This is a genomic window from Nocardioides sp. P5_E3 (assembly GCF_054049275.1).
The window spans coordinates 45,748-68,072 of the sequence record NZ_JBFUMR010000026.1; the positions used below are offsets into that span (position 1 = coordinate 45,748).

A 22,325-nucleotide genomic window follows, 5' to 3' on the forward strand; every position below is an offset into this window, starting at 1 on the left:
TCCGAGCGAGCCCATGTCTGAGAGAGCACAGCCCTTCCACTGCCCCTACTGCGGGGACGAGAACCTGTTCCCCCGCGAGGGTGCGGGTGCCTGGGAGTGCCGCTCGTGCCTGCGCAGCTTCACCGTGCAGATGACCGGGATGATCCCCCACCCCGGCACGGACCCCGCCGTCCAGGGAGGCGCACCATGAGCCTCTCCACCCGCGCCGCCCGCGACTTCAAGGGCACCCACACCGAGGGACGTACACCCGAGGAGCTCCGCGAGCTCGTCTCCCACGTGGGCGCCGAGCTCGAGCTGGCCCCCGCCGAGGTGATCATCGAGTGGGCCGTCGCGACGTTCGGCGACCGGTTCGCGATCACGTCCTCGATGGGCGACGCCGTGCTCGCCCACCTCGCCTCGAAGGTCGCCCCCGGCATCGACGTCGTGTTCCTCGACACCGGCTACCACTTCATCGAGACCATCGGGACCCGCGACGCCGTCGAGGCGACCCTGCCGGTCAACCTGCGCACGGTGAGCACGCCGCTCACCGTCGCCGAGCAGGACGAGCAGTACGGCAAGGACCTCTACAAGACCGACCCCGACCTCTGCTGCGCCCTGCGCAAGGTCAAGCCGCTCGCCGACACGCTGGCGGAGTACGACGCCTGGGCCACCGGCCTGCGCCGCGCCGAGACCCACAACCGGGTCATCGCGCCGGTCGTCGGCTGGGACGCCCGCAAGGGCAAGGTCAAGGTCTCGCCGCTCGCCCGGTGGAGCGACGAGCAGGTCGACCAGTACATCCTCGACAACGGCGTGCTGGTGAACCCCCTCGTCCACGACGGCTACCCCAGCATCGGCTGCTGGCCCTGCACGCGCCGCGTCGCCCCCGGTGACGACCCGCGCAGCGGGCGCTGGGCCGGCACCTCGAAGACCGAGTGCGGCATCCATGCCTAAGCCCCCCACGACTTCGTTTCACCGGAGCGACAGCGCCGTCGCCCCGCAGCACCCCCACCTGAACCACCACCGCACCACACACGATCGGAGGCACCCCTGATGGCTGCTCCTGCTCTGGTTGCCCTGGCCCACGGAAGCCGGGACCCGCGTTCGGCCGCGACGATCAAGGCGCTCGTCGCCGAGGTCAAGGCGATGCGCCCCGACCTCAAGATCGAGACGGCCTTCCTCGACCTCTCCAAGCCGAGCTTCGACACGGTCGTCGACCGCCTGGTGAAGGCAGGTCACGAGGAGATCGTCGTCGTCCCGCTGCTGCTCACGGAGGCCTACCACGCGAAGGTCGACGTGCCGGAGGCGATCGCCGCCGCCATGGCCCGCCACGAGGGCGTCCGCATCCAGGCCAGCCGGATCCTCGGCATGGAGGCCGCCTTCCTCGAGGTGCTCGACGTCCGCCTGCGCGAGGCGCTCAAGGCGGCCAGGGTGCGTGAGCTCGACGCGCTGGTGCTCGCTGCCGCCGGGTCGTCCGACCCGCTCGCCAACCAGGCGGTCGCCCGCATCGCCCGCACGTGGGGCGCACGGCACCGGCTGCCCGTCACGGCGGCCTTCGCGTCGGCCGCTCCCCCGGCCGCCGGCGAGGCCGTGCGCGCCTTCCGCGCGGAGGGCAAGCGCCACATCGCCGTGGCGTCGTTCTTCCTCGCGCCCGGCCGGCTGCCCGACCGGGCCACCGAGCTGGCCGTCGAGGCTGGTGCGGTGGCGGTCTCCGACCCGCTCGGGGCGCACCCCGCGGTCGCCCGCGCGATCCTGGCCCGCTACGCCGTGGGCGCGGTCGAGCTCGTCCCGGTCTGATGCTTGAGGGCCTCACGACGTGAGAGCCCACTGAGTCGATCGGCGTGGGTCCTGGTCGGTGTCGGTCTGCTCGCGGTGACGCAGCTGCGCCAGCATGGCCGTACGCCGGACCCACAGGCTGTCGGGGTCCACCGACCACCGGTCGATGACCGGCGTGGCGGGCGACCGGTGGTCGAGGAGGACCTGCCCCACGGGGTGGGCCGCGACCTCGTCCACGACGTCCCACCAGGCGCCGGTGCGCACGAGCTGCTCGAGCAACGGCAGCAGGTCGGGGTCGAGCCATGCCCGGTAGGACCGGTGCCGCAGCAGGGCGATCGCGGCGTACCACTCCTCGCGATGCTCGGCGTCCTCCCACAGCTCGAGCACGGCCGCCTCCCACTGGGCCTGGTCGACGAAGCGGTGCTCGACCAGCAGGGGCCGCAGCAGCGCCTTGAGCGCCGGGGAGCCGAGGCCGACGTAGGGCAGGTCGGACTTCATGTAGGCCTGCTGCTGCGCCGCGCGCTCGGGGTCGCCGGTCCCGGCGAGGGCGGCCCGCACGGCGCCGACGTACGTCATCGGCTCAGCCCACGAGCCGCTCGCGGAGGTGCTCCAGCTGCCGCGCCGGGTCGCCGGTCAGCCCGCCGTGCACAGGGCCGGGCTGGAGCACGGTGCTGCGCGGGGCCTTGAGGAAGCCGAACCGCTGTCCGAGCGACTGCCGTGCCGCCTCGCCCCCGCGCTCGTCGCCGCGGCACACCCAGTCGGTGAAGGTGAGGGCGTCGCACACCTGGTCGACGTCGACGTCGGGATGGAGCGCGCGGAGGCGCTCGGCGTCGACCGACCACGTCGCGTCGAGGAAGTCGGCGGCCTGGCAGTGCAGCACCACGCCGACGTTGACGAACTCCTCGCGCTCGGGCCGCGGCACGCAGCGGAGCACGACGTACTGGTAGGCCAGCCGGGCGGCGGTCATCGCGACCCCTCCGGGAGCCACTGGCGGGTGCCGAGGCGGGCGTCGAGGAAGTCGACGTACGCCGTGCGCAGCGCGTCGGGCGTCTCCGCGCCGGGCACCGGCTCGAGCCAGACGTCGGGGACCTGGGCGAGCACCGCCACGAAGACGTCGCGGTTCAACCTGGCCGCGATCTCCTCGTCGAGCTCTCGTGCGCGGTGCGCGCACTCCTCGAAGACGTGGCCGCCGACGTCCCACGCCTGTGCAGCGAACTTCTCCGGGGCCGTGACGCCGGTTCGCCAGCCGTGGTGGAAGTAGAGCGACGCGCCGTGGTCGATGACCCAGAGGTCGCCGTGCCAGAGCAACAGGTTGGGGTTGCGCCAGGACCGGTCGACGTTGGCGGTGAACGCGTCGAGCCACAGCACGCGCGCACCCTCGTCGTCGGCCGCGCTCACCTGCCCGTCGACGCCGAACGAGCCGGGGAGGAAGTCGATGCCGAGGTTGGGACCCACGCTCGCGTTGAGCAGGTCCTGCACCTCCTCGTCGGCCTCGTAGCGCGCGAGCTCCGGGTCGAGGTCGAGGACGACGAGGCGCGGGGTGCGCAGGCCGAGGCGGGTGGCGAGGGCGCTCACGACCACCTCGGCGACGAGGACCTTGGCGCCCTGACCGGCGCCGCGGAACTTGCAGACGTAGGTGCCGAGGTCGTCGCCCTCGACCACGCCGGGCAGGCTGCCGCCCTCGCGGAGGGGGGTGACGTAGCGGGTGACGGTGACGCTGGGAAGACCGGTGGGGCTCACTGGACCGGCGTCTCCGCGGCCAGGCGCTCCGTCTCGGCGGCCACGTCGAAGTCGGCGGCCGGCCACTGCAGGTCGAGGCCCCGGAGGGTGTCGAGCAGGAGCTGGCCGACGGCGAGGTTGCGGAACCACTTCTTGTCGGACGGGACCACGTGCCACGGCGCGGCGTCCGTGCTGGTGCGCTCGAGGGCGATCTCGTAGGCGTCGCGGTAAGCGGGCCACAGCGCGCGCTCGTCGAGGTCACCGGGGTTGTACTTCCAGTGCTTCTCGGGGTTGGCCAGCCGCTCGGCGAGCCGGGCCTTCTGCTCGTCGGCGCTGATGTGGAGCATGCACTTGATGATCGAGAACCCCTCGTCGGCGAGCCGGGCCTCGAAGTCGTTGATCGCGTCGTAGCGCCGCTCGAGCTCGTCGGCGTCGGCGAAGTTCCGGACCCGGGCGATCAGGACGTCCTCGTAGTGCGAGCGGTCGAACACCCCGATGTAGCCGGCCTGCGGCAGGCCCTTCTCGATGCGCCAGAGGAAGTCGTGCTTCTTCTCCTCCTCGGTGGGCGCCTTGAAGCTGGTGATCCTCACGCCCTGGGGGTCCACGAGGCCGATCGTGTGGCGGAGCACGCCGCCCTTCCCGCTCGTGTCCATGCCCTGCAGCACCAGCAGGACGCGGCGCTCGGACCCGACGGTGCGCTCGGCCCAGAGCCGCTCCTGCAGGTCGGCGAGCTCGGCACCCATCCCGGCGAGCGCCGCCTTGCCGTCGCTCTTCTCGCCGTCGAAGCCGGGGGCGGCGTCGGTCTCGATCGCGGTCAGGTCGACCGGTCCCGCGGGCAGGCGCAGGTGGGCGGCGATGTCGTCCGTCATGGGCACATCATGGCGCACGGCGTGGTGCTGCCGGGCCGAGGACGCGGCGCACGTCGAGGGTGCAGCCGACGACCGTCGCGGTCGTGCCGTCCCGCTGCGGCTCGTCGAACCAGGTCCCCCGGGTGAACCCGGCCTTGTCCAGGATCCGCAGCGACGCCGCGTTGGCGTGGTGGGGCGCGGCGAAGTAGGACGTGGCGTCGGGGAAGCGGCGGTGCGCGTCCTGCATCCACGCCCACAGCAGGCGGACACCCAGACCGCGTCCCGCCCACCCGGGCTCCCCGATGGCGTAGTCGAGGCCGACGGCGTCCGGGTCGGGCGTGAGGAGTGCGAACCCGGGGTAGTCGCGGATCCGGTAGTCCTGGACGAACCCGACCGACCGGCCGTTGACCTCCACCACCCACATGCGCGTCGGGGTGCTGCCGTCGACGCGGGGGCCGTACGTCGCCGTCACGCGGTCCGTGGTGGGGTCACCGTCGTTGTGCCACCACCGCTGGACGTGCGGCGCCTGCAACCAGCGGGTCAGTGCCGGGAGGTCGCTGTGGGTCATCGCCCGCAGGTAGACAGCCCGGTCGGGCCCGACGTCGAAACGCAGGGTCTCGCCCGAGAGGTCGTGGGCGACCGGTTCGGCGTCGACCGGCGCGGCGATGCGGGCCGCGGCCGCTGCCCACGGCTCCCCGGGCAGCAGGGTGCCGGTCAGCTCCCGGTCTTTGTGGCGTACGACGACGGGGCGGGCGACCGTCGCGCCGCTCCCGGGCACGTCAGTGCGCGAGGGCGTCCGGGTCGACGACGGGCGGGAGCACCGACCACGGGAAGTCGATCCACTGCTCGGTGCTCCGCCAGGAGTAGTCGGGCTTGATGACCGACTGGGGCTTCTCGTAGATCACCACCGTGCGGGCCTCGGCGACGTGGCCCTCGCAGAACGCGTGGACGAGCTCGAGGGTGCGACCGGTGTCGGCGACGTCGTCGGCGACGAGCACCTTGAGGCCGGACAGGTCGATGGCCGCCGGCGTCGGCGGAAGCATGATCGGGACGTCGAGGCGCTGGTCGACGCCGGTGTAGAACTCGACGTTGACCACCGAGATGTTCTTCACCGCGAGGGCGTAGCCCAGCCCCATGCCGAGGGCGAGCCCGCCTCGGGCGATCGCCAGGATGATGTCGGGGCGGAAACCGGAGTCGGCCACCTCCTGCGCCAGCTCGCGGGTGGCCGTGCCGAAGAGGTCGTACGTGAGGACCTCGCGCTCGCTGCTCACGGGACCATCCCACCAGAGCCCGGAGCTCGCCGGAAGACCGGGCCGGTCTGACGATCCCGCCCGGAGCGTCATGCGGACCGGAACCGATGGGTGCGAGTCCGTATGACGCAGCGGGCGGCGAACGATCGGCCCCTCACGAGACGGAACTCAGAAGTCGGGGTGCGGCTCGTCGTCCTCCGCCTCGCCGAGCGCCTCGCGGACGACCGAGAACGCGAGGCCGGCGGCGTAGCCCTTGCGGGCCAGCAGCCCAGCGAGGCGGCGGGTGGCGACCTGGTGGTCGAGGCCGCGCATGGAGCGCAGCTTCTTGTCGACGAGCGCGCGGGCTGCGGCGCGCTGGTCGGACTCGTCGATCTGCTCCAGCGCGGTCTTGGAGTCCTCGTCGTCGATGCCCTTGCGACGCAGCTCCTGCGCCAGCGCCCGGGGGGCCAGCCCCCGGCTGCGGTGCCGGCTCTCGACCCACTGCCGGGCGTAGGCGGCGTCGTCGATCAGGCCGACCTCGGTGAAGCGGTCGAGCAGCTCGCCGGCGAGCTCGTCGGGCACGCCGCGCTTGGCCAGCTTGTCGGCCAGCTCCTTGCGCGAGCGTGCCTGCCCGGTGAGGGTGTCGAGCAGGATCTTGCGGGCGACGGCCTCGGGATCGGCCTCGAGCTCAGCGGCCGCAGCCTCCTCCCGGGCGAGCCTGGCTGCCTCGCGCTCCTCCCAGGTGCGGGTCGCCTTGCGGCCACCCTTGCGGCCACCCTTGCGGCCCCCCTTGCCGCCCTCGCGGCGACCGTCGCCGCCGCGCCCGTCGCGGGGGCGGGCCGGACGAGGTTCGACCGGCGTGGATGGGGTCGGCATCCACGCCTTGACTCCGAGCCCGACGTCGCCGACCCAGTCGGGCGCGGGACGGTTCTCGTCGCTCATCGGCGGGTCTCGACACGCATCATCGACCTCGCAGGCTCACTCGATCGCTTGCTCGACCTGCCCGCACCCACGCCGCCCTCTCGTTCCTCGAGGGTGGCTGTGCGGTCAGAAGTCATTGACCCCGATGGGCTCGTCGGTCAGGTCGTCGGCGGGCTTGTCGACGGCGGGAATGACGCCCAGCTTCTCCAGGATCAGCTTCTCGATCTCGTTGGCGAGGTCGGGGTTGTCCTTGAGGAAGTTGCGCGAGTTCTCCTTGCCCTGGCCGAGCTGGTCGCCCTCGTAGGTGTACCAGGCGCCGGCCTTGCGGATGATGCCCGCCTCGACGCCGACGTCGATCAGGCCACCCTCGCGGCTGATGCCCTTGCCGTACATGATGTCGAACTCGGCCTGCTTGAACGGCGGGGCCACCTTGTTCTTCACGACCTTGACGCGGGTGCGGTTGCCGACCATGTCGGTGCCGTCCTTGAGCGTCTCGATGCGACGCACGTCGAGGCGCACCGAGGAGTAGAACTTCAGCGCGCGACCACCGGTCGTGGTCTCGGGCGAGCCGAACATCACGCCGATCTTCTCGCGCAGCTGGTTGATGAAGATCGCGGTCGTGCCGGAGTTGTTGAGGGCACCGGTCATCTTGCGCAGCGCCTGGCTCATCAGTCGGGCCTGGAGGCCGACGTGGCTGTCGCCCATCTCGCCCTCGATCTCGGCGCGGGGCACCAGGGCCGCCACGGAGTCGATGACGATCAGCGACAGGGCGCCGGAGCGGATCAGCATGTCGGCGATCTCGAGCGCCTGCTCACCGGAGTCGGGCTGGGAGACCAGGAGGGCGTCGGTGTCGACGCCGAGGTTCTTCGCGTAGTCGGGGTCGAGCGCGTGCTCGGCGTCGATGAAGGCGACGATGCCGCCGGCCGCCTGGGCGCTGGCCACCGCGTGGAGGGCGACCGTCGTCTTGCCGGAGGACTCCGGACCATAGATCTCGACGACACGACCACGCGGCAGGCCGCCCAGCCCGAGGGCCACGTCAAGGGCGATCGACCCCGTGGGGATCACCTCGAGCGGCGCACGCGTCTCGTCGCCCAGTCGCATGACCGAGCCCTTGCCGAACTGCTTCTCCACCTGTGCGAGCGCGGCGTCCAGGGCCTTCTCGCGGTCTGCACCAGCCATTGCAGTGTCCTGTCTTGTCGTCGTGTCGTGAGGGGTACGTCTGCGACGCTAGGGCGAGCCACCGACAGTCCCTGATCAGGACGGTCGAACGCTGTGGACAACCTCGCCCCTCGTCGTACCTGTGGATGCACAGTAGCCCGAACAGGTGTTCGACGCGCGCTCCGGCACCGGCGTGTCGAGGCCCGAACCTCCCCGGGTGCGAGGAGCAGCTCAGGAGTGCCGGCGGGTGACCGCTCCGGCGACCACGACCGCCCCCGCCAGCAGGGCAGCGAACGTCGCCAGCGCGGGGTAGCCCAGCTCGCCGACGATGACCCCGGCGAGGGCACCTCCCCCCGCGGCGGTGAGCGCCATCGCCATGTCGGAGGTGCCCTGCACGTCGGTGCGCGCGTCGATGGGCGTGCGGTCGGCGATGACCGTGGACGCGGCGACCGTCGCGCAGGACCAGCCGAGGCCGAGGAGGAACAACCCCGCGAAGATCTGCCACGACGTGCCCTGCGGGGACAGGCCGCACAGCACGAGCGACACCAGCAGGACCACTCCCCCGGTGACCAGGACGGCCGACCTGCCGAAGCGGTCGGCGGCCCAGCCGACGAGCGGCGAGAAGGCGAACATGCCGAGCACGTGGATCGAGATGACGAACCCGATGACCTCGAGGTGAGCGCCGCCGTGCTCCATGTGCAGCGGCGTCATGATCATCACGGTCACCATCGCCGCATGGGCGCAGGCCATCGCGACCACAGCCGCCCCGACCGCCGGCACGTCACGCACGACCGCGACGAAGCGGCCCCACGACCGGCCGCGCGGCTCGGGACCCGCGCTGGGCACGACCCCGGCGGTCTCCTGGGCGAGGAGCAGCGGGTCGGGTCGCAGCCGCCACCACACCCACCCGGCTGCGACGACCAGGACGACCGCGCCGATGGCGAAGCCCCCGGTCAGCTCGGGCACGCCCATGGAGCGGGCGACGGCCGCTCCGACGCCGGTGAGGTTGGGGCCGGCGACGGCCCCGACCGTGGTCGCCCACACGACGACCGACAGGGCGCGGGCGCGGTGCTCCTCGGTGGCCAGGTCGGTGGCGGCGTAGCGCGACCCGTTGTTGACCGCCGTGGTGGCTCCCAGCATGAGCGCGCCGAGGAGCAGCACGACCATGGAGTCGACGACGCCGGCGACGACGGCCAGGACCGCTCCGGTCGCCCCGATGAGGTAGCCCGCGACCAGCCCGACACGTCGCCCGCGGCGGCGCATCACGCGCGCGAGCCCGTAGGCGGCCGCGGCCGTGCCGAGGACCTGGAAGGTCTGTGCGAGGCCGGCCATCGTCTCGCTGCCGGAGATGTCGCGGGCCAGGAGCGAGGCGGTCGCGACGCCGATGGTGACACCGACCGCGCCGACCGCCTGGGAGACGACGAGGGTGCGGACCGTACGACGCTGGACGTCGGCGACGGTGAGGCCTCCGGCCAGCCGCATGGTCACCGCTCGGTGTCCGGGAGCTCGAGCTGACGGTGCACGGCGGCCCACACCTGCTTGGGCGGGACACCGGCGTCGAGCGCCTCCTGGGTCGTGCGGCCGTCGAGGTCGCGCACGACGGTGAGCTCGGCCCAGGTGCGGGAGTAGGCCCGCCCGAGGGTCTCGTCGAGCCGCGCCCAGAACTCCGTGTGCCTCATGGCGACACCCCATCACGGACCGCCGACAGCTCGAGCCAGGTCTCCCCCCGGTCGCCCCCGAGTCCGTGCCGGACGACGACGTCGCCCCAGCCAGCGCCGCGGACGACGGCCTCGACGTCCGCGGCCCGCCAGTAGGTGAAGTGCCGCGGGCCGCTGATCGTCCCGTGGATGGACCAGCCCTCGCCGGCGCCCTCCTTGAGCGACATGGACAGCAGGCCTCCGGGACGGGTGACCGCGGCCAGGCGCCCCAGCACGGTGGGCAGGTCGTCCCGCGCCACGTGCAGCAGCGACGCGTTGGCCCACACGGCGTCGTACGGCCCGTCGGGTGAGGTCAGGTCGTCCACGAGGGGGTCGAGGTGGTCGCACGCGTGGCCCTGCTCGCGCAGCAGCTCGACGAAGGCGGGCGTGACGTCGGTGCGCCGCACGGCGAGGCCGAGCTCCTCCATCAGCAGCGCGTCACGACCGCCGCCCGAGCCGATCTCGAGCACGCGCGCGCCCGGGCCGACGCGTTCGGCGAGGTGCTCCAGGGCGGCGCGGACCGAGTCCGGCACGGTCGCGGTGCGGGCGACGTACGCCGCTGCGTCGCGGTCGTAGGACCGGACGGTCTCGCTGGTCACGCCGGCGCCGCCACGTCGTGGAGGTGGTGGACGACGTCGTGCAGGTGGTAGCGGCCCAGGGTCTCGACGGTGAACTCGTCACCGTTGGACCGCAGCCCCCGGCGACCGCGCGTGGCATCGGTGACGGAGGCGTAGAGCATCGCCACGCTGCGAGCGGCCTCGACCAGCTCGGCCGCGACAGCCGCGGGGTCCTGGTTGCCGTAGTCGCGTTCGACCGCGGTGACGTCCTGGTCCCAGTTCGCGAACGTGGGGACGTCCTCGGCGAGCATCAGCCGCACTCGCTCGGCGAAGAGCACGTGCACGTCGCGGACGTGGCAGCCGTACTCCAGCGCCGACCAGACCCCGGGTCGCGGGCGGTCGGTCGCGTCACCGCGGCCCAGCACCTGCGACCACGAAGACGCGGTGGTCTCGAGGAGCCCAGGGAGGTCCGACACGTCGTGCACGGCGGCCTCGAAGCCGCACTCGGGGCACGGTCGCTCGAGCACCCAGGTCCAGTCCTTCGTGTCGGGGGTGATCGCGTCGGGAGTGGAGCCCATGGCCCCATCCAACCAGTCAGCCGACCGGTCAGCCTCCGAACGCGACGCTGGTGCAGGCCAACCGGGCGCCGGCAGCCCCGGTGGTCGTGTTGGTCGGCAGCGCGTGGATCACCACCGACCCCGCGGTGCCTGGCTCGAACGCCCACGGCACCGTGGTCGTGGCGACGCCTCGACCGCGTTCGTCCGAGGTGACGTCGAGCCAGACCTCCCGATCGGCGAGTGGGACCGTCGCGTCGCTCGAGTGCTGGTAGTGGCCCCCGGACGCGAGCGGGTCGGCGCCGCAGGCACCCGTGTGCACGTGCGCCCCGAACGTCCGTCCGGCCGGTAGCCCGGTCACCATGAGCCGAACGCGGGTGATCCCGTCGCTGGACCAGGCGTGCACCTGCGTCTTGACCTGGTCGTACGCCGTGTCGTGCACGACCGTGGGCCCGTGCCCGTGGTCCACCAGCACCCCTGCGGCCACCGCGGCGGTGGGCACTGCGGCAAGGACGGCTGCTGCCGCCACTCCTGTCCTGATCCTCGACATCTGGGTCCTCCTCCATGACTGAGCTCGTCCGGCGGACCGATCGGGCCGCCACCAGGAGGTGCCTCCGCGATCGGTGTTCGGTTCACGGCTGGTCTGGACCGGTGCACGACGTGGCGGCGCGGGCGAACCGATCATGGGCGTCGGCGCTACAAGGAGACGTGATGGGAGAGGTGCACGACGGGTGGAGCCCCGTAGAGGGGTACGCCGCCTGGAGCGACGCGCAGCTGGTCGACGCCGTGAAGGCGTCCGACCGTGGTGCGCTGCGCGAGCTCTTCGTGCGCCACGAGCCGTGGCTGGCGACCCGCCTGGCCCGGCGCTGCGCCGACCGCGCGCTGGTCGACACGGCCGTGCAGGACACGTTCCTCGCTGTCTGGCGCAAGCCCCAGGGGTGGCGCGGCGAGGGCGACGTGGCGGCGTGGCTCTGGGGGATCGCCGTGCGGTCCCTGCTGCACCAGCTCCGCCCGCGCGCCAACGTCCTGGAGAGACTGCGCAACCTCCGCAGCCACCCGGCGACGTCGGCCGAGGAGGAGGTGCTGGCCCGCGTCGAGCACAGCGACGTGGGGGTCGCCTTCGCGCACCTCTCCCCCGACCTCCAGGCGGTCGTCCAGGCGACCGTCCTCGACGGGCTCACCACGCGTGAGGCCGCCGCGCTGCTCGGCATCCCGAGCGGCACCGTCAAGAGCCGGATGAGCCGCGCTCGCACCGAGCTGAGGGAGGCCCTGCTGTGACGCAGACCTGGCACGCCGACGAGGAGACGCTGCGCGCGTGGGCCGATGGCTCCGCGGCACCCGTCCCCGCCGCCTCGCTCGAGGCCCACCTGCTCCGCTGCGACGAGTGCCGCCGTCGCATGGCCACGCTCGCACCGTCCGCCTCCGGCAGCGACGTCGTACGACGCTGGGACGCGCTGACCGACCGGATCGACCGGCCGCGCGCCAACCCGCTGCTGCGCCTCGGCCTGGCCACCCCCGGGCTGCGCACCGCCTGGCTCGCCTCGGTCCTGCTGCTGCTCAGCCTGCCGGTCGTGGTGTCCGTCCTCGACCTCCGCCTGCCCGTCTTCATGGCGCTGGCACCGGTCGCCCCGCTCGCGGCGGTGGCCCTCACCTACGGACGTCACGCCGAGCCGGCCGGCGAGCTCGCCCTCGCCACCCCGACGGCCGGCCTGCGCGTGGTGGCGGCGCGGGCCGTGCTGGTCGCCCTCTCGGCCGTGCCCGTCGGCGTCGGCGTGGCCCTGCTGCTCGGGCTCCCCACCCCGGTGGCCCTCGGCTGGCTTCTGCCGGGTGCCGCTCTGGCGTCACTGGTGGTCCTGGCCGGCACGACCCGGCTGGATCCCTCGGTCGTCGCTGCGTCCCTGGGGTCGCTCTGGGTCGTCGCCGTCTCGTGGCCCGCCGCCTCGCGCAGGGTGCCCGCCGACGTCGTCACCCACCTGGTCGCCTCGGCTCCGAGCCAGCTCACCGCCCTGGTCGTCGCGCTCGCGGCGATCGCCCTCACCCTCGCCCGTCGCGACACCGTCGCCTACCGGAGGACCGCATGAGCACCACCGACACCGCCACCCACACGCCCACCGGCACGCTGCTGAGCGCGGCCGGCATCACCAAGGCGTACGGCTCCCAGACCGCCGTCGACCAGGTCGACCTGACGCTCGGGCGCGGCATCGTGGGGGTGCTCGGCCCCAACGGCGCCGGCAAGACGACGCTGCTGCGCATGCTGGCCACCGTCCTCGCTCCCGACCGCGGGACCCTGTCCCTGCTGGGCCTCGACCCGGCCCACCCGACGGCTCGCACCGAGGTGCGACGCCGCCTCGGCTACCTCCCGCAGTCGCCCCGGCTCTACGGCGGGTTCACGCCGCTCGAGATGGTCGACTACGTCGCGATCCTCAAGGAGCACACGGACGCGAGCCAGCGGCGGCGAGAAGCAGTGACGATGCTCGAGGCCGTCGGCCTCGGTGACGCGATGCACAAGCGCATCCGCACGCTGTCGGGTGGCATGCAGCAGCGGGTCGCGCTGGCGTCCGCGCTCGTCGGCGCCCCCGACCTCCTCGTCCTCGACGAGCCGGCCACCGGCCTGGACCCGGAGCAGCGCATCGCGCTGAGGTCCGTCCTCGCCGAGACCGCGCACCGCGGCTGCGTCGTGCTGTCGACGCACAACACCGCCGAGGTCGCGGCCCTGTGCCAGCAGGTCCTCGTCATGGACCGCGGCAGGATCTGCTGGTCCGGCACGCCCGCCGAGCTGGCGGGCGAGGCCGAGGGCCGGGTCTGGGAGTCCGACGTCGAGGAGCCCACCGCGCTGCGATCGTGGCTGACCGGCCCCGGCACGCGCCGCCACGTGGGCACCCTGCCGGACGGGGCCGCACCGGCCGTTCCCACCGTGGACGACGGGTACCTGCTCGTGACGAGGCTGACGCGATGAACACCGCGCTTGCCCAGGCCGCCCTGCCCACCGCACGAGCCATCCGCTGGACGCCCGCGGTCTGCCTCGCGGGCGTGCTCGTCGCTGCGACCGTGCTCGCCCGGTCCGCCGGTGGGCCCGCGGACGTCGTCCTGGCGATCGCCGCGGCCGGACTCGCCGCGACCGTCGTCTCCGGCCTGCACGACCCGGCCGCTGCGATGCTCTCGGCGGTGCCGGTGTCGGTCATGCAGCGTCGGGTCCTCCGGCTCGCCCTGCTCGGGCTGCCGGCCATGGCGGTGTGGTTCCTGCTCGACTCGCTTACTGCCGCGCAGGTGTCGGGGCCGGGTCCACTGCTCGCCCTGACGGCGTGCGGTGTGGCCGTCGCGCTGTGGGCACCCCCGCGACGGGCCGTGGTCATGGGCGCGTCCACCCCCGTGGCCCTGTTCGCGCTCCAGCGGTTCCTGCCGAGCGGGACCGTCTCGGACGTCGTCGGCTGGTGGCTGACGGAGCCGTGGTGGGTGCTCGCGGCCGCGACCCTCCTCTGCGTCGCGGGGCGGCGGCGATGAGCATGACGACGGTCAGGCCCGCGACCGCCGCGTCGGCGCCCGCGATGGTGTCCCGCGCGCTGGTCGTCACCGAGGCGCGCCGGATGCTGCGCAACCCGGTGCCCTGGGCCTGCCTGGCGCTGACGATCTGGGCGATGTGGACCGTGACGCCCGAGCCGGGCGAGTGGCCGGGCGCGTCCTACGAGGGGATCATCCCCGCCGTCGCGCCCTTCCTGTTCGGCATCTCGGTCGCCGCCTCGCTGCCCTTCCACCGCGCACGCCACGACGTCGCCCCTGCCGCGCCGGTCTCGGAGGCCCGCAGGACGCTCGCCCGGCTGCTGGCTGCGCTGCCGTTCGTGGTGGTAGCTCTGGCGTACGCCGTCCTGGTCGCCTGGCGCGAGCGGGACCTTGGCGGCCTGTGGATCGGCATGGAGCCGGGCCGCACGACCGAGGCCCTCCACACCACGGCCGAGCTGGCTCAGCTGGTCGCCCTGGCGCTGGTGGCGGTCGCGCTCGGCGCCGCCCTGGGGCGGCGGATGTCGCGGCTCGTGGCCCTGGTCCCCGCGCTCTTCGTGCTGTGGTTCGTCGTGAGCGTCTACTGGCTCTTCGGCCAGGCGGCGCTGACGCCATACTCGATGATCCAGGTCCAGCCTCTCAACATCACGGTGGGCCCGTCCTCCGCCGACCCGCTGTCCTTCCCGTCCGACTGGCTCCTCGTCGGCAACCCCCACACGAGCGAGGGCTGGCAGCGGCAGTGGGTCTCCGAGGCGCTCGCGTGGTGGCACGACGTGTGGCTGCTCGGGGTCGCCGCGCTGCTGCTCGGCGTCGCGTGGCCCCGGTCGGGGCGTCGGGCCCTGCTCGCCGTCGGGACGGTCCTCGCCGTCGCAGGCCTCGTCGGCCAGCACGTGGTGATCCCGTGAGACTGCGTGTGCTCCTCGTGCCGCTGACCGTCGCGGTGCTGGCCGCCTGCAGCCCCGCGGCCTCCGACGTCGACGGCGAGGTGTTCGCCCGCGGTCCGATGAGCCCGGCCGCCGCCAAGCAGCCGGACGCCGTGCCGGTCGTCGTCGACACCGACCTCGCGCCCGACGACCTCGCCGCGCTCGCCCTGCTCCTGCGCCACCCCCGCGTCCGTGTCGTCGCCGTGACGGTCCCGCAGACCGGGGAGCTGGACTGCCGTGGCACCGGGCTGCTGGGCGACTTCTTCCACGCGCTCGAGACGGCCCCGCCGCCGGTCGCCTGCGGCTCCACGCCGCGCGGCGAGGACGGGGTGATGTTCCCGCCCGAGTGGGGCGCCGGCGCACTGATGAACAGCGGGCTGCCACGCGACGGCGGCGGCGAGCTCACCCCCGTGCGTACGCCGGCCGCCGAGCTCATCGCCCGCCTCGCCCGGCGCCACCCCGGGCTGCAGGTGGTCGCCCTGGCGCCCCTGACCGAGGTGGCCGCCGTCCTGCGCGAGCACCCGGCGGCGTACGCCCGGCTGGGYGGGGTCACCACGATGGCGGGCACGGTCGACAGCGAGTCGCACGCCGACGGCGTGGGCGAGTGGAACGTAGGGGCCGACCCGGTGCCGTTCGCGGAGGTGCTGGCCGGCCCCGTGCCGGTGACGGTGCTGCCGGACGACCCGGTGCCGCTCGGCGCCCCGGACGGGCTGGCCGGTCCCGTCGTCGGTGGGCTCGGCCGCGTCCCCGGGTTCGAGTCGCCGAAGTACTGGGACCTCGCGACCGCGGGCACGTTCGTGGACGGCTCGGTCGCGACCACCGAGTCGGGCACCTGGACCGTCGACACGAGCGAGGACCGGGGACGGCTCCGGCGTACGGGCGACGGACCGGTGCGCGTCGTGACCGCCCTCGACACCGCGGCCCTCGACGAGGTCTACCGCAGCGTCTTCCGGTGACGGGCCGGGTCAGGCCAGCCCGAGGCGAGCGGTGGACACCTCGCGCATCTCGACCTTGCGCACCTTGCCGGTGACGGTCATCGGGAACTCCTCGACGACCATCACGTAGCGCGGGATCTTGTAGTGGGCGAGCTTTCCGGTCGCGAAGGCGCGCACCCCGTCGGCGTCGAGCGGCTCGCTGCCCGGGCGCATCCGCACCCACGCGCACAGCTCCTCGCCGTACTTCTCGTCCGGGACACCGACCACCTGGACGTCCTCGATGTCGGGGTGGGTGTAGAGGAACTCCTCGATCTCGCGCGGGTAGATGTTCTCGCCGCCGCGGATGACCATGTCCTTGATGCGTCCGGTGATCTGCACGAACCCGTCCTCGTCCATCACGCCGAGGTCGCCGGTGTGCATCCAGCCGTCGGCGTCGATCGCCTCGCGGGTCTTCTCCTCGTCGTCCCAGTAGCCCAGCATCACCGAGTAGCCGCGGGTGCAGAACTCCCCCGCCTCGCCGCGCGGGAGGGCCTCGCCCGTGAGCGGGTCGGCGATCTTGACCTCGAGGTGCGCGCAGACCCGGCCGACCGTGCCGACCTTGTGCTCGAACGAGTCGTCCGTGCGGGTCTGCATCGAGACCGGCGACGTCTCGGTCATGCCGTAGGCGATCGTCATCTCCTCGATGCCGGCGGCGATGAGCTTCTTCATCATCTCCGCGGGGCAGGGCGAGCCCGCCATGATCCCGGTGCGCACCGAGGACAGGTCGTAGGAGTCGACGTCGGGCAGCGCCCACTCGGCGATGAACATCGTCGGTACGCCGTAGAGCGAGGTGCAGCGCTCGTCGGCCACCGCCTTCAGCGTGAGCGCGGGATCGAAGCCGGGCGCCGGGATCACCATCGCGGCGCCGTGCGTGGAGCACGCGAGGTTGCCCATGACCATGCCGAAGCAGTGGTAGAAGGGCACGGGGATGCAGACCCGGTCCGCCTCGGTGTAGCGGCACACCTCGCCGACGAGGTAGCCGTTGTTGAGGATGTTGCGGTGGCTCAGGGTCGCGCCCTTGGGGAAGCCGGTGGTGCCGGAGGTGTACTGGATGTTGATCGGGTCGCCGGGCGCGAGGCTCGCGGCCCGCGCGGCCAGGTCGTCGGCGGCGACACCCTCGCCGTCGGCCAGCAGGCCGGCCCAGCTCTCCTCGTCGTCGAGGTAGACCACGCGCTCCAGGGCCCGGTTCTCCGCAGCCGTCTCGTCCACCATCGCGCGGTAGTCGCTGGTCCGGAACAACGTCGCGGCGACCAGCAGCCGCATGCCCGACTGGTTGGCGACGTAGGAGAACTCGTGGGTGCGGTAGGCCGGGTTGACGTTGACCAGGATGGCGCCGACCCTCGCGGTGGCGAACTGCACCAGGGTCCACTCGGCGCTGTTCGGCCCCCAGATGCCCACGCGGTCGCCCTTGCGGATGCCCGCACCGACCAGGCCGCGCGCGACGGCGTCGACGTCGGCCTGCAGCTCCGCCCAGGTCCAGCGCCGCCCGCTCGCGCACTCGACCAGCGCCTCGCGGTCGGCGTACGAGGCGACGGTGCGCGCCAGGTTGTCCCCGATCGTCTCCTCCAGCAGTGCCGGGGTCGACTCGCCCTTCGTCCAGGAGTCCGTGCTGCTCGCCATGCTCCCGAACCTAGCCCTGAGCGGGCCTCACGTCAGCAGCAGCTTGTCGAGCCGGCGTCGTACGACGAGCAGGCCGACCACGCCCATCACGACGAGGTAGACCACCGAGACCGCCGACTCCCAGGTGATGACGCCGGTGGTCAGCTCGCGGCACAGCACGACCCCGCGGTAGAGCGGGGTGGCCTCGACGACCCAGCGCAGCACCCCGTCACCGAACGCCTCGACCGGGAAGAAGGTGGCCGAGAAGAGGAACAGCGGCATCTGGGCGAGCGTGATCTTGTCGAAGTCCTGCCAGCTCGTCATCCACGTCGTCACGGCCATGCACACGGCGGAGAACGCGAAGGCGATGAGGATCGCGGCCGGCAGGGCGAGCACGGCCCACCACGACTGGGTCAGACCCATCAGCGCCATGACGACGAGGAAGGCAGCGGAGTACACCGAGCCCCGCATCAGGCCCCAGGTGATCTCACCGCGCGCGATGTCACCGGTGGACAGCGGCGTGGCGAGCATCTGGTCGTAGAGCTTCTCGTACTTCATCTTGAAGAAGACGTTGTAGGTCGAGTCGAGCAGCGCGCCGTTGAAGGCGGACGTCGCGAGCATGGCCGGCGCGACGAACTCGGCGTACGGGATCGCCTCGCCGTGGAACTCGAAGGTGTCGATCAGCTGGCCGACGCCGATGCCGATCGAGAACAGGTAGAAGACCGGCTCCAGGAAGCCGGTGATGAAGAGCTTCCACGCGCCCTTGTAGACGACGTAGTTGCGCAGCACCAGCACCTTGGTGGCGGCGGCCGGCGTGAGCGGGGCCGGGATCCCCTCGAGGAGCGCCATGTCAGACCTCCAGCCGGCGGTCGAGGTTGCGCACGGCGAGGAACCAGCCGATGACGGTGAGGGTCACGAGGACGACGACGTTCAGCACGACGAGCGACCAGTCGATCTGGTCGACGCAGAACATCCGGGAGAGCGAGACGCCGTGCCACAGCGGGGTCAGCCGGGCGATCCACTCCAGCACCGGCCCGAGGTTGCTGATCGGGAAGAAGGCACCGGAGAAGAGGGTCAGGGGAATGACGCCGAGGCGGAACAGCAGGCCGAAACCCTCCTCCGACTTCAGCCACGCGCTGTAGGCGAAGACCAGCGTGGTGAACGCGAAGCCGACGAGCACCTGCGAGAGCCACGCCAGGATCGGCCCCCACCACGTGGCGAAGACGCCGAACGGCGCCATCACCAGCATGAACACCGCACACGCCGAGGCCACCCGGAACATCACGAACGCGACGTAGGCGTTGACCAGGTCGCGCACGGCCAGCGGCGTCGCCAGCTGCGCGAAGAACGTCTTGTGCCACTTGATGGACCCCATGACGGGGTACGTCGACTCGCTGACCGCGAGCGTCATGGCGTGCGAGGCGACGAGGCCGGGGACCACGAAGGCGAGGTAGGAGGTCGCACCCTCGAGCTTGTCGGGGTCGGCCTCGATGAACCCGCCGAGCAGGACGCCCATCGCCACGACGTAGAGCAGCGGCGTGAGGAAGCTGCTCACCACTCCCCCGCGCCACGTGCGCTTGAGGACCGTGAGCCAGTAGTCGTACTGCCGGACCATGCCCTCCCACGCCGACAGCGAGCCGGTGGGGCGGGCAGGGGCGGCCGACGGGGTCGGAGAGGTCGTGTCGGAGGCCATGTCGGATCCCATCAGTCCGCCAGGCTCCGGCCGGTGAGGCGCAGGAAGACGTCCTCGAGGGTGGAGCGGCGCACGAGGGTCGCGATCGGGTGCAGCCCGCGGTCGAGGACCGCAGTGACGACGTCCTCGCCGTGGTCGCTGTAGACGAGGAGCCGGTCGGGCAGCACCTCGATCCGCTCCCCCAGGTCCTCGATCTTCTCCGCGAGCGCCTCGTGCTCGCCCACGCCGAAGCGGAGCTCGGCGACCTCGCGGGTGGAATGCGCGTCGATCAGCTGGCGCGGCGACCCCTCGGCGGCGATGCGGCCCTTGTCCATCACGACGAGGCGATCACAGAGCTGCTCCGCCTCATCCATGTAGTGAGTGGTGATGACGAGCGTCACCCCTGCCTGCTTCAGCCGGAACAGCTGGTCCCACAGGACGTGGCGGGCCTGCGGGTCGAGGCCGGTGGTCGGCTCGTCGAGCAGCAGCAGGTCGGGGTTGTTGATCAGGCTGCGGGCGATCGTCAGCCGACGCTTCATGCCGCCGGACAGGTCCTCGACCTTGGCCTTCGCCTTCTCGGTGATCTGCGCGAACTCCAGCAGCTCATGCGCGCGCTCGCGGCAGGTGGCACGGTCGATGCCGAAGTAGCGGCCGTAGATGTAGAGGTTGTCGAACACGTTGAGCTCGTTGTCGAGCGTGTCCTCCTGCGGGCACACGCCGAGCCGGCCACGGATCGCCGGGCCGTCGGTGGCGGGGTCCATGCCGAGGATCCGCAGCTCGCCGGAGCTCACGGGGCTCACCGACGCGATCATCCGCATCGTGCTCGACTTGCCGGCGCCGTTGGGGCCGAGGAAGCCGAACGCCTCGCCACGGCGCACCTCCACGTCGATGCCCTTGACGGCCTCGAAGTCGCCGAACGACTTGCGCAGTCCCCGTGCCGAGATCATGGCTTCTGTCACAGGCGTCGACCCTAGATCATTCGGTCGGGCTTCGAGGGCCACAGGTCGGATCACCAGCGGGCATCTCCTTTTCTCCCCCGTTGTTGGTGACCTGACGTGCGGCGCGGTTGGCGCGGTGGACGGCGAGTCCGAAGAGGACGGCTACGGCAACTGCCGCCAGGGCACACACGACCGTGAACGCCGGTGTCGGGTCGGCGTCCGACGAGGCCTGCCGGAGCGCCAGCGGAATGGCGACACCGAGGCCCGTGACGGCCGCCGTCAGGAGTGCTGGCTGCGCGGCAGCGTGCCCCGCCCGCCACGCGCCGTCGGAGGCGAGCGTCGCCTTGGTCTTGAAGCCGTCGAGCCGGTTGGGGCCCATGCCCTGGGTCGCGCCGAGCCGCGTCATGACGAACTGCAGCAGGCAGACCGCCGAGAGTGCTGCCGTCAGGACGAGCAGCGGCACGTAGGCAGAATCCATGCCAATTTCCCCCAGAACTGGATGTCGGGCCGGACGCTACCGACGGAGGGCACGGCTCACAAGGACGACGCACCGAGGCAGGAGGGTCACGAGCTCACTCGGCCTCGATCGGCGTCAGGCGCAGCAGCCGTCCCGCGCCCTCGTCCTCGAGCACCCAGATCGCCCCGTCGGGACCCTCCTCCACGGCGCGGATCCGAGCACCCATGTCGAAGACCTCCGTCTCCCCCGCGGTCCGGCCGTCGAGGTCCACGCGCACCAGCGCCTCCCCCGACAGGGCGCCCAGGAACGCATCGCCGCTCCAGCCCTCGAACAGCTCGCCGTCGTAGACCATCAGGCTCCCCGGCGAGATGCTCGGGTTCCACGACCGCGCGGGGGCGGCGTACCCGTCACCCTCGGCGTGGTCGGGGATCTCCCCGCCGCCGTAGTCGCTGCCGTCGGACACCTCGGGCCAGCCGTAGTTCGAGCCGGGCTCGATCAGGTTGAGCTCGTCGCCGCCCTCGGGCCCCATCTCCGAGGACCACAGGGTGCCGTCGGGGGCGTGCTCGAGGCCCAACGGGTTGCGGTGTCCCCAGCTCCAGATCTCGGCGCTCACCCCGCCCCGGTCGGCGAGCGGGTTGCCCGGGGCCGGCTCGCCGTCGAGGGTGAGGCGCACGATCGTGCCGAGGTTGTTCGTGGTGTCCTGGGCTGGGTCGCCGAGCTGGCGCTCGCCGGAGGAGACGAAGAGGTGCTCGCCGTCGGGAGACAGCGCGAGGCGGTGGCTGAAGTGACCGTCCCCGTCGACCTTCGGCGTCTGTCGCCACACCACCTCGAGGTCGTCGAGGCGGGGCTCGTCCCCGTCGGTCTCGAGCACCGCGCGACCCACGACAGCGCCCGTGCCGCCGTCGCCCGCCTCGACCCAGCTGAGGTAGACCTGCCCGTCCTCCTCGTACGACGGCGCCGGCAACACGTCGCCCAGCCCGCCCTGCCCGGCGTCGACCACCTCGGGCGCGCCCGCGACCGCGAACCGGTCCCCGGTCCCGGCGTCGCGCAGGTGGAGGGTGCCGCTGCGCTCGGTGATGAGCAGGTCGCCGGTGTCGGGCAGGAACGCCATCGCCCAGGGCTCGTCGAGCCGGTCGAGCTCCTCGACGGCGAAGGGCCAGCCGTCGTCCCCCTCCCCCGATGCCGGTCCGAGCGAGCCGGAGGCCGCGGTGTCCCCGGAGCAGGCGGTGGCCAGCACGGTCAGCAGTCCGGCCAGCGCCGGTGCGAGGGGCTTCATGGGTCCATGGTGCGCAGGGGTGGCAAGCGCGGCACCGGTCGGAGAAGGATGTCGCGAAAGATGTCGAAAAAATCGTCGGCGCCGATGTCGAGCCGTGCCGCGCCCGTTCGACGTACGTGCGAGAACACACCCACCGCACCACAGGAGGAACGATCACAATGCCGCGTTTCATGGGATTCGTCAGGATGGAAGAGGGCATCGGGGTGCCGCCGCAGTCGCTGTTCGACGCGATGGACGTCTTCATCGGGGAGCGCGCCGCCAACGGCTCGTTCGTCGACGGCGGCGGACTCTTCGGCACCGAGGACGCCGTCAACTTCGTGGTCCGCCGGGGCGAGGTCACCCGAGTCGACGGGCCCTACGCCGAGGGCAAGGAGGTCGTCGGCGGCTGGTCGCTGATGGAGTACGCCAGCCTCGAGGAGGCCGTGGCCGACCAGCGGCTCTTCGCCGAGCTGCACGCCAAGCACTGGCCGGAGGTCACCGTGGTCTCCACGCTGCGCCAGGTGTCCGAGGGCCCGGAGGCTCCCGGGGACTGACGCCGGCTCACTACGCTGGCCGC

The 22,325-nt window shown here is 72.4% G+C and carries 29 protein-coding genes; 10 read left to right on the forward strand and 19 right to left on the reverse strand.

Going from position 1 to position 22,325, the window contains the following annotated elements:
- Positions 1–13: 13 nt before the first annotated feature.
- The 3 genes from ACXJKB_RS16530 (at position 14) to ACXJKB_RS16540 (ending at position 1,773) form a co-directional block, all read left to right on the forward strand.
- Positions 14–190 carry a hypothetical protein gene (locus ACXJKB_RS16530; RefSeq protein ID WP_457190240.1) on the forward strand — a complete coding sequence of 59 codons (177 nt, stop codon included), beginning with the start codon at positions 14–16 and terminating at the stop codon, positions 188–190.
- Entirely contained in the window at positions 187–930 is a 744-nt protein-coding gene (locus tag ACXJKB_RS16535) for a phosphoadenylyl-sulfate reductase (RefSeq protein ID WP_457190242.1), read from the forward strand. Before ACXJKB_RS16530 ends, ACXJKB_RS16535 begins: the two co-directional genes overlap by 4 nt.
- 99 nt (positions 931–1,029) lie before the next feature.
- Positions 1,030–1,773, forward strand: a complete 744-nt coding sequence (locus ACXJKB_RS16540; RefSeq protein WP_191195829.1) for a sirohydrochlorin chelatase — start codon at positions 1,030–1,032, stop codon at positions 1,771–1,773.
- A 12-nt stretch (positions 1,774–1,785) separates the two neighbouring features.
- On the opposite strand, the gene ACXJKB_RS16545 is transcribed toward ACXJKB_RS16540, so the two are convergent.
- The 13 genes from ACXJKB_RS16545 to ACXJKB_RS16605 all read right to left on the reverse strand — a co-directional run bounded on the left by ACXJKB_RS16545 (position 1,786) and on the right by ACXJKB_RS16605 (position 10,985).
- Entirely contained in the window at positions 1,786–2,328 is a 543-nt protein-coding gene (locus tag ACXJKB_RS16545) for a DNA alkylation repair protein (protein WP_457190244.1), read from the reverse strand.
- Positions 2,329–2,332: 4 nt separating this feature from the next.
- Positions 2,333–2,719: a DUF3037 domain-containing protein gene (locus ACXJKB_RS16550; RefSeq protein ID WP_457190246.1), complete on the reverse strand. Its 387-nt coding sequence runs from the start codon at positions 2,717–2,719 to the stop codon at positions 2,333–2,335.
- The gene (locus ACXJKB_RS16555; RefSeq protein WP_457190248.1) at positions 2,716–3,492 is read right to left on the reverse strand and encodes a HipA family kinase; all 777 of its coding nucleotides are present in this window, start codon (positions 3,490–3,492) and stop codon (positions 2,716–2,718) included. Before ACXJKB_RS16555 ends, ACXJKB_RS16550 begins: the two co-directional genes overlap by 4 nt.
- Positions 3,489–4,340, reverse strand: a complete 852-nt coding sequence (locus tag ACXJKB_RS16560; RefSeq protein ID WP_457190250.1) for a PPK2 family polyphosphate kinase — start codon at positions 4,338–4,340, stop codon at positions 3,489–3,491. The genes ACXJKB_RS16555 and ACXJKB_RS16560 overlap by 4 nt, the downstream gene beginning before the upstream one ends.
- A 7-nt stretch (positions 4,341–4,347) precedes the next feature.
- Positions 4,348–5,097: a GNAT family N-acetyltransferase gene (locus ACXJKB_RS16565; RefSeq protein WP_457190252.1), complete on the reverse strand. Its 750-nt coding sequence runs from the start codon at positions 5,095–5,097 to the stop codon at positions 4,348–4,350.
- A gap of 1 nt (position 5,098) precedes the next feature.
- A complete protein-coding gene (locus tag ACXJKB_RS16570; RefSeq protein WP_457190254.1) occupies positions 5,099–5,590 on the reverse strand; it encodes a phosphoribosyltransferase in 492 nt (163 codons plus the stop codon).
- Between the two features lie 147 nt (positions 5,591–5,737).
- Complete coding sequence (locus ACXJKB_RS16575; protein WP_457190256.1) at positions 5,738–6,490, reverse strand: regulatory protein RecX; 753 nt, start codon at positions 6,488–6,490, stop codon at positions 5,738–5,740.
- A 105-nt stretch (positions 6,491–6,595) separates the two neighbouring features.
- Positions 6,596–7,648, reverse strand: a complete 1,053-nt coding sequence (recA, locus tag ACXJKB_RS16580) for a recombinase RecA (RefSeq protein WP_457190258.1) — start codon at positions 7,646–7,648, stop codon at positions 6,596–6,598.
- 210 nt (positions 7,649–7,858) lie between these two features.
- Positions 7,859–9,109: an MFS transporter gene (locus ACXJKB_RS16585; RefSeq protein WP_457190260.1), complete on the reverse strand. Its 1,251-nt coding sequence runs from the start codon at positions 9,107–9,109 to the stop codon at positions 7,859–7,861.
- Between the two features lie 2 nt (positions 9,110–9,111).
- Entirely contained in the window at positions 9,112–9,306 is a 195-nt protein-coding gene (locus tag ACXJKB_RS16590; protein WP_300052749.1) for a DUF3046 domain-containing protein, read from the reverse strand.
- Positions 9,303–9,923: a class I SAM-dependent methyltransferase gene (locus ACXJKB_RS16595; RefSeq protein WP_457190263.1), complete on the reverse strand. Its 621-nt coding sequence runs from the start codon at positions 9,921–9,923 to the stop codon at positions 9,303–9,305. The genes ACXJKB_RS16590 and ACXJKB_RS16595 overlap by 4 nt, the downstream gene beginning before the upstream one ends.
- Positions 9,920–10,459, reverse strand: coding sequence for a DinB family protein (locus ACXJKB_RS16600; protein ID WP_457190265.1), 540 nt, complete (start codon positions 10,457–10,459; stop codon positions 9,920–9,922). The genes ACXJKB_RS16595 and ACXJKB_RS16600 overlap by 4 nt, the downstream gene beginning before the upstream one ends.
- Before the next feature lie 28 nt (positions 10,460–10,487).
- Complete coding sequence (locus tag ACXJKB_RS16605) at positions 10,488–10,985, reverse strand: superoxide dismutase family protein (RefSeq protein WP_457190267.1); 498 nt, start codon at positions 10,983–10,985, stop codon at positions 10,488–10,490.
- Positions 10,986–11,146: 161 nt separating this feature from the next.
- Here ACXJKB_RS16605 and ACXJKB_RS16610 point away from each other — a divergent pair, with 161 nt between their 5' ends.
- The 6 genes from ACXJKB_RS16610 to ACXJKB_RS16635 are packed head-to-tail and all read left to right on the forward strand — an operon-like array spanning position 11,147 to position 15,809.
- Positions 11,147–11,713, forward strand: a complete 567-nt coding sequence (locus tag ACXJKB_RS16610; protein ID WP_457190269.1) for an RNA polymerase sigma factor — start codon at positions 11,147–11,149, stop codon at positions 11,711–11,713.
- Positions 11,710–12,516, forward strand: a complete 807-nt coding sequence (locus ACXJKB_RS16615; protein WP_457190271.1) for a hypothetical protein — start codon at positions 11,710–11,712, stop codon at positions 12,514–12,516. The genes ACXJKB_RS16610 and ACXJKB_RS16615 overlap by 4 nt, the downstream gene beginning before the upstream one ends.
- A complete protein-coding gene (locus ACXJKB_RS16620) occupies positions 12,513–13,391 on the forward strand; it encodes an ABC transporter ATP-binding protein (RefSeq protein ID WP_457190273.1) in 879 nt (292 codons plus the stop codon). The genes ACXJKB_RS16615 and ACXJKB_RS16620 overlap by 4 nt, the downstream gene beginning before the upstream one ends.
- Positions 13,388–13,936, forward strand: coding sequence for a hypothetical protein (locus tag ACXJKB_RS16625; protein WP_457190275.1), 549 nt, complete (start codon positions 13,388–13,390; stop codon positions 13,934–13,936). The genes ACXJKB_RS16620 and ACXJKB_RS16625 overlap by 4 nt, the downstream gene beginning before the upstream one ends.
- A complete protein-coding gene (locus ACXJKB_RS16630; RefSeq protein ID WP_457190277.1) occupies positions 13,933–14,835 on the forward strand; it encodes a hypothetical protein in 903 nt (300 codons plus the stop codon). The genes ACXJKB_RS16625 and ACXJKB_RS16630 overlap by 4 nt, the downstream gene beginning before the upstream one ends.
- Entirely contained in the window at positions 14,832–15,809 is a 978-nt protein-coding gene (locus ACXJKB_RS16635) for a nucleoside hydrolase (protein ID WP_457190279.1), read from the forward strand. Before ACXJKB_RS16630 ends, ACXJKB_RS16635 begins: the two co-directional genes overlap by 4 nt.
- Positions 15,810–15,818: 9 nt before the next feature.
- Here the strand turns inward: ACXJKB_RS16635 and ACXJKB_RS16640 are convergent, their stop codons facing one another.
- The 6 genes from ACXJKB_RS16640 to ACXJKB_RS16665 all read right to left on the reverse strand — a co-directional run bounded on the left by ACXJKB_RS16640 (position 15,819) and on the right by ACXJKB_RS16665 (position 21,769).
- Positions 15,819–17,447 carry an AMP-binding protein gene (locus ACXJKB_RS16640; protein WP_457190281.1) on the reverse strand — a complete coding sequence of 543 codons (1,629 nt, stop codon included), beginning with the start codon at positions 17,445–17,447 and terminating at the stop codon, positions 15,819–15,821.
- Between the two features lie 27 nt (positions 17,448–17,474).
- Positions 17,475–18,275: an ABC transporter permease gene (locus ACXJKB_RS16645; RefSeq protein WP_457190283.1), complete on the reverse strand. Its 801-nt coding sequence runs from the start codon at positions 18,273–18,275 to the stop codon at positions 17,475–17,477.
- 1 nt (position 18,276) lies between these two features.
- Positions 18,277–19,119, reverse strand: coding sequence for an ABC transporter permease (locus tag ACXJKB_RS16650; protein WP_457190285.1), 843 nt, complete (start codon positions 19,117–19,119; stop codon positions 18,277–18,279).
- A gap of 11 nt (positions 19,120–19,130) precedes the next feature.
- On the reverse strand, positions 19,131–20,057 hold the full coding sequence (locus ACXJKB_RS16655) for an ABC transporter ATP-binding protein (RefSeq protein WP_457190287.1): 927 nt from the start codon (positions 20,055–20,057) through the stop codon (positions 19,131–19,133).
- A 16-nt stretch (positions 20,058–20,073) separates the two neighbouring features.
- Entirely contained in the window at positions 20,074–20,499 is a 426-nt protein-coding gene (locus tag ACXJKB_RS16660) for an SdpI family protein (RefSeq protein ID WP_457190289.1), read from the reverse strand.
- 109 nt (positions 20,500–20,608) lie between these two features.
- Positions 20,609–21,769, reverse strand: a complete 1,161-nt coding sequence (locus ACXJKB_RS16665) for a PQQ-dependent sugar dehydrogenase (protein WP_457190291.1) — start codon at positions 21,767–21,769, stop codon at positions 20,609–20,611.
- 170 nt (positions 21,770–21,939) lie between these two features.
- Here ACXJKB_RS16665 and ACXJKB_RS16670 point away from each other — a divergent pair, with 170 nt between their 5' ends.
- A complete protein-coding gene (locus tag ACXJKB_RS16670; RefSeq protein WP_300052708.1) occupies positions 21,940–22,302 on the forward strand; it encodes a YciI family protein in 363 nt (120 codons plus the stop codon).
- Positions 22,303–22,325: the final 23 nt, after the last annotated feature.

Coding starts and splice junctions, on each gene's coding strand:
- ACXJKB_RS16550 (WP_457190246.1), bottom strand. CDS start 2,719: ATGACCGCCGCCCGGCTGGCCTACCAGTACGTCGTGCTCCGCTGCGTG.
- ACXJKB_RS16645 (WP_457190283.1), bottom strand. CDS start 18,275: ATGGCGCTCCTCGAGGGGATCCCGGCCCCGCTCACGCCGGCCGCCGCC.
- ACXJKB_RS16665 (WP_457190291.1), bottom strand. CDS start 21,769: ATGAAGCCCCTCGCACCGGCGCTGGCCGGACTGCTGACCGTGCTGGCC.
- ACXJKB_RS16600 (WP_457190265.1), bottom strand. CDS start 10,459: ATGGGCTCCACTCCCGACGCGATCACCCCCGACACGAAGGACTGGACC.
- ACXJKB_RS16585 (WP_457190260.1), bottom strand. CDS start 9,109: ATGCGGCTGGCCGGAGGCCTCACCGTCGCCGACGTCCAGCGTCGTACG.
- ACXJKB_RS16545 (WP_457190244.1), bottom strand. CDS start 2,328: ATGACGTACGTCGGCGCCGTGCGGGCCGCCCTCGCCGGGACCGGCGAC.
- ACXJKB_RS16610 (WP_457190269.1), top strand. CDS start 11,147: ATGGGAGAGGTGCACGACGGGTGGAGCCCCGTAGAGGGGTACGCCGCC.
- ACXJKB_RS16620 (WP_457190273.1), top strand. CDS start 12,513: ATGAGCACCACCGACACCGCCACCCACACGCCCACCGGCACGCTGCTG.
- ACXJKB_RS16575 (WP_457190256.1), bottom strand. CDS start 6,490: ATGAGCGACGAGAACCGTCCCGCGCCCGACTGGGTCGGCGACGTCGGG.
- ACXJKB_RS16560 (WP_457190250.1), bottom strand. CDS start 4,340: ATGACGGACGACATCGCCGCCCACCTGCGCCTGCCCGCGGGACCGGTC.
- ACXJKB_RS16540 (WP_191195829.1), top strand. CDS start 1,030: ATGGCTGCTCCTGCTCTGGTTGCCCTGGCCCACGGAAGCCGGGACCCG.
- ACXJKB_RS16530 (WP_457190240.1), top strand. CDS start 14: ATGTCTGAGAGAGCACAGCCCTTCCACTGCCCCTACTGCGGGGACGAG.
- recA (WP_457190258.1), bottom strand. CDS start 7,648: ATGGCTGGTGCAGACCGCGAGAAGGCCCTGGACGCCGCGCTCGCACAG.
- ACXJKB_RS16640 (WP_457190281.1), bottom strand. CDS start 17,447: ATGGCGAGCAGCACGGACTCCTGGACGAAGGGCGAGTCGACCCCGGCA.
- ACXJKB_RS16625 (WP_457190275.1), top strand. CDS start 13,388: ATGAACACCGCGCTTGCCCAGGCCGCCCTGCCCACCGCACGAGCCATC.
- ACXJKB_RS16590 (WP_300052749.1), bottom strand. CDS start 9,306: ATGAGGCACACGGAGTTCTGGGCGCGGCTCGACGAGACCCTCGGGCGG.
- ACXJKB_RS16535 (WP_457190242.1), top strand. CDS start 187: ATGAGCCTCTCCACCCGCGCCGCCCGCGACTTCAAGGGCACCCACACC.
- ACXJKB_RS16650 (WP_457190285.1), bottom strand. CDS start 19,119: ATGGCCTCCGACACGACCTCTCCGACCCCGTCGGCCGCCCCTGCCCGC.
- ACXJKB_RS16605 (WP_457190267.1), bottom strand. CDS start 10,985: ATGTCGAGGATCAGGACAGGAGTGGCGGCAGCAGCCGTCCTTGCCGCA.
- ACXJKB_RS16670 (WP_300052708.1), top strand. CDS start 21,940: ATGGGATTCGTCAGGATGGAAGAGGGCATCGGGGTGCCGCCGCAGTCG.
- ACXJKB_RS16630 (WP_457190277.1), top strand. CDS start 13,933: ATGAGCATGACGACGGTCAGGCCCGCGACCGCCGCGTCGGCGCCCGCG.